Below are 4,945 nucleotides of genomic sequence, written 5' to 3'. Positions count from 1 at the left end.
CCGACCAGCGTGCCCCACAAATTGCCGACGCCGCCGAACACGACGACCATGAACGAGTCGATGATGTAGCCCTGCCCGAGATTGGGCGAGACGTTGTCGATCTGGGTCAGCGCGACGCCGGCGATGCCGGCAATGCCGGAGCCGAGCCCGAAGGTGAGCGCGTCGATGCGTGCGGTGCGGATGCCCATGGCCGCCGCCATGGCGCGGTTCTGCGTGACCGCGCGCATTTCGAGGCCGAGCCGCGTGAAACGCAGCATCGCCAACAGCGCGACGAACACCGCGAGCGTGAACACGATGATCCACAGCCGGTTATAGGTGATGGTGATGCCGCCGAGATCGAAGGCGCCGCTCATCCAGGACGGGTTGCCGACGTCCTTGTTGGTCGGGCCGAAGGCGACGCGCACCGCCTGCTGCAGCACCAGCGACAGGCCCCAGGTGGCAAGCAGCGTCTCCAGCGGGCGGCCGTAAAGGAAGCGGATGATGCTGCGCTCGATGACGACGCCGGCGCCGCCGGCGACCAGGAAGGCGAGCGGCACCGCGATGACCAGCGAATAGTCGAACAGCGCCGGGTTGTGCGCGCGGATGACGTCCTGCACCACGAAGGTGGTGTAGGCGCCGAGCATCACCATCTCGCCATGCGCCATGTTGATCACGCCCATGACGCCGAAGGTGATGGCCAAGCCGATGGCCGCAAGCAGCAGCACCGAGCCGAGCGAGAGCCCGTACCAGGCGTTCTGCACGCCGCTCCATAGCGCCAGCGAATTCTGGATCTTAGCGATGGCGGCGAGCGCGGCAGCCCGCACCGGCGGAGGCAGGTCGGCCGGCAGGCTCTGGATGAGGCCGAGCGCCTCCTGATCGCCGCGGTCGCGGATCAGCGCGATGGCCGCGATCTTGTCGGCGTCGGGGGCGTCGGCTTGCGTGACGATAATGGCGGCGCGCGCTTCCGCCAGCGCCTGCTTGACGCGCGCATTGCTTTCGGCGGCGAGCGCCTTGTCGAGCGCCGGCAGCGCGGCCGCCTCGCGCGACTTGAACACGGCTTGCGCGGCGTCGAAGCGCCTGTTGGGATCGGCCGCCATCAGGGTCAGGCCGCCTAGTTCCATCGCCCCGCTCATCCAGCCAGGCGAGCCCACGTCGCGGTTGTTGGCGCCGAAGATCGAGCGTACCGCCTGTTGCAGAATCAGCGACAACCCCCACGTCGCCAGTAATGTCTCGAGCGGCCTGCCGTAAAGCCAACGGATCAGCGTGCGCTCGATCGCGATGCCAATCGCGCCGGCGACGATGAAGGCGAGCGGAATGGCGATCAGCAGGCTGGCGCCGAACAGGTCTGGCGCGTTGTCGCGGATCACCTGCTGCACCACGAAGGTGACGTAGGCGCCGATCATAACCATCTCGCCATGCGCCATGTTGATCACGCCCATGACGCCGAAGGTGATGGCGAGGCCAGCGGCGGCGAGCAGCAGGACCGAGCCGAGGCTGATGCCGTAATAGACGGTCTCCAGCCAGTTCCACAGTTTCAGCTGGAAATCGATATGGGTGATGGCGGCGGCGATGGCGGCCTGCACCGGCTTCGAAAGACCGGTGAGGGAGGAGAGTTCGTTGCGCGCGGTCAGGTCGCCGCGCGCGGCGATGATCTTCACGGCGGCGAGCTTCGTCGCGTCATCCGTCGTGGGCGTCATCAACTGGTCCGCCGCCTGCGCCTGGGCCAGGGTCGTGCGGACGGAGCCATCCTGCTCGCGCTTCAGCGCGCTCTGCACGATCGCCAACGTGTCGGACGAGGGCGATTCGAAAATCGCCTCGGCCGCGGTGCGGCGCTTCGCGGGCGAGGGATCGGAGAGATCCATCACCCCCATGGCGGTCGCGACCGCGCCGGTGACCATCGTATTGGCGATCACCTTACGGACGTTCATGAACGGAGGCGTCGGGATTTTGGCGCCCGTCCGCGCGTTCAGCCAGACATGCGCATCCATGTCATGGATGAAGAGCGCGTGGTCGGGGCGCGGATATTTCCAGGTATAGAGTTCGTTGTCACCGAGCGCCTTGAGCACGACGCGGGCGCGCGGATCGCCGGACACGGCAATCGCCTGCACGGCGCTCACCATCGTATCGAAATCCGGGCTCGCGAGACCGGCGTAAGGGTCAGGCTGCGCGGCCGTTGTCCCACTCGTTGACTGCGCATGCGCGGCGGAGAGGGTGAGAGGAAGAGCGGCCGCAAGCAGGAGAAGAACGCCCAGCCAGGCGCTGCGCCAGGAAGGGGAGAGTCTGAAACGCCGAGGCAATGGCCGCGCTCCTCTGAAAAGCGTCATGCGCGGAGCCGGTCCGCGCATCCACCCGTCTTGACGCCGCAAGCGCCCGGAGGGGGAGACCCGCGGACCAGCTCCGCGGGCGACGTTCTGGTAACAGGCGTCGTCTGTCCGAAACGTCCTCAGCTCGCCTTGCTGCCGAGGCACTTGCCCTTCACGACATCGTAGTTGCCGCAGTTCATGGGCGGCAGCCAATCGCCGATCAGGTCCTTCGATTCCGGCAGATAGGGCGACCAGGGCTGCGCCACGACCGTGCCCGGCGTCTCGTAGACAACGTTGAATTGGCCGTTGTCCTGGATTTCGCCGATCAGCACGGGCTTGGTGATGTGGTGGTTCGGCATCATCGCCGAATAGTCGCCGGTCAGGTTCGGCGCGGTGATGCCGGGCAGCGCCGCAATGACCGCATCCGTATCGGTCGTGTTCGCCTTCTCGACCGCCTTCACCCACATGTTGAAGCCGATATAGGCGGCTTCCATCGGGTCGTTCGTCACGCGCTTGTCGTTCTTCGCGAACTTCTTGAAGTCGGCGATGAACTGCTCGTTGGCGGGGGTGTCCACGCTCTCGAAGTAGTTCCAGGCGGCGAGGTGGCCGACCAGCGGCTTGGTGTCGATGCCGGCCAGTTCCTGCTCGCCGACCGAGAAGGCGACAACCGGAATATCGGTCGCCTTGATGCCCTGGTTGCCGAGTTCCTTGTAGAAGGGCACGTTCGCGTCACCATTGATGGTGGAGACCACGGCCGTCTTCTGGCCGGCGGAGCCGAAGCTCTTGATCTGGGAGACGATGCCCTGCCAATCCGAATAGCCGAAGGGGGTGTAGTTGATCATGATGTCGGAGGCGGCGACGCCCTTGGACTTCAGATAGGCTTCCAGGATCTTGTTGGTCGTGCGCGGATAAACATAGTCGGTGCCGGCCAGAACCCAGCGCTTCACGTGCATCGTGTCCATCAGATAGTCGACGGCCGGAATCGCCTGCTGGTTCGGGGCGGCGCCGGTGTAGAAGATGTTGCGGCTGCATTCCTGGCCCTCATACTGGACCGGATAGAACAGGATGCCGTTCAGTTGCTCGAACACCGGCAGCACGGACTTGCGGGAGACCGAGGTCCAGCAGCCGAAGACTGCGGCGCATTTGTCGACCGAGAGCAGCTGCTTGGCCTTCTCGGCAAACAGCGGCCAGTTGGAGGCGGGGTCGACCACCACCGGCTCCAGCTTCTGGCCGAGCAACCCGCCATTGGCGTTCTGCTGCTCGATCAGCATCAGCATGACTTCCTTCAGCGGCGTCTCGCTGATCGCCATGGTGCCGGAGAGGGAGTGCATGATGCCAACCTTGATGGTGCCGGCGGCCTGGGCCCGCGCCGGGCGGGTGCTGGCGACCGTGCCGATGGCGGCGCCGCCAAGCGTCGCGGCGGCGGCGGCGGCGATCGACAGCCCGCCGAGCGAGCGGCGGCCGAGTTCGACCTTCGGTGCGGCGGTGGCAGGCGTGGTGTCCGGCTGGATATCGTCTGTCATCGTCTCGGCTCCTGTTTCCGTGCAATAGGGCAGCGTCGTTGCTACGACTTGACGGGAATGTGAGCTTTCGGCCCCCCTGCGGCCCATACGCGAAACCGCGTAGGGCGCGTGCGGGTGGCCGTGCTTTGATGGCGGACCCATGGGCAGAAGAATAATGCGGGCTCGGATAAGGCGATGAGGATCGGGGCGCCCGCAGGTTCGGCCCGGCTCGCGCGCCAGCGCATCACGCGGCAGCGGCGGGAATACAACCGCTGGGTCGCGAACCAGACGCTGGAAGACTACGCGCTGCGCTTCACCGCCAAGAGCGCGCGGAAATGGACGCCGCTCAGGGTGGCGAACACTGCCCTCGGCGCCGTCTCCTTCCTGGCGCTGGAAGCGATCGGCGGCACCATCACGCTCGCCTATGGCTTCCAGAATTCCATTCTCGCCATCGCCTTCGTCAGCGTGATGATCTTCGTCATCAGCATTCCGATCTGCGCCCATGCGGCGCGGGCCGGGGTGGATATCGACCTGCTCACCCGGGGCGCGGGCTTCGGCTATATCGGCTCGACCATCACCTCGCTGATCTATGCGAGCTTCACGTTCATCTTCTTCGGGATCGAGGCGGTCATCCTCGCCTCGATGCTGCAGCATTTCTTCGGCGTGCCGGAGTGGCTCGGCTATATCCTGTGCGCGGTCGTGGTGGTGCCGCTGGTTACCCACGGCATCACCTTCATCAGCCGCTTCCAGCTGTGGACCCAGCCGGTCTGGTTCATTCTCAACCTGGTGCCGATCGTGGCCGTGCTGGTCACGCATCCGGACTGGTTGCCGGGATGGACCCGTTTTGCCGGCGTCTCCGGCCATGCGGGTTTCGATCTCGCGGGCTTCGGCGCCGCCGCCTCCATCCTCTTCGCCATGATCACGCAAACCGCCGAGCAGGTGGATTTCATTCGCTTCCTGCCGCCGCGCGGCACCATCGGCGGCAGGCGGTGGTGGACGGCGCTGCTGCTGGGCGGCCCAGGCTGGATCGCGATCGACGTCATCAAACTTCTGGCGGGCAGCCTCCTCGCCTATGCGGCGCTGCAAAGCGGGATCGTGTCCGACGAGGCGGTGCAGCCAGCGGCCATGTATCGCCTCGCCTTCGGCACCATCGCCTCGCCC

Annotated in this window: 3 protein-coding genes; 1 reads left to right on the top strand and 2 read right to left on the bottom strand. The window is 65.9% G+C overall.

Going from position 1 to position 4,945, the window contains the following annotated elements; genetic code table 11:
• Both urtB and urtA read right to left on the bottom strand, forming a co-directional pair.
• A partial coding sequence (gene urtB, locus VL752_RS22235) for an urea ABC transporter permease subunit UrtB (protein ID WP_408863058.1) occupies positions 1-2,276 on the bottom strand: 2,276 nt, incomplete at its 3' end.
• A 146-nt stretch (positions 2,277-2,422) separates the two neighbouring features.
• Positions 2,423-3,805 carry an urea ABC transporter substrate-binding protein gene (gene urtA, locus VL752_RS04590; RefSeq protein ID WP_325352631.1) on the bottom strand — a complete coding sequence of 461 codons (1,383 nt, stop codon included), beginning with the start codon at positions 3,803-3,805 and terminating at the stop codon, positions 2,423-2,425.
• Positions 3,806-3,979: 174 nt separating this feature from the next.
• Here urtA and VL752_RS04585 point away from each other — a divergent pair.
• On the top strand, positions 3,980-4,945 hold a 966-nt coding region (locus tag VL752_RS04585), incomplete at its 3' end, for a purine-cytosine permease family protein (protein ID WP_408863057.1).

This window comes from Acidisoma sp. (assembly GCF_035492295.1).
Classification (GTDB): Bacteria; Pseudomonadota; Alphaproteobacteria; order Acetobacterales; family Acetobacteraceae; genus Acidisoma.
Note: the sequence above shows the minus strand (reverse complement) of the source record. Positions and strands in the feature narration are given on the sequence as shown.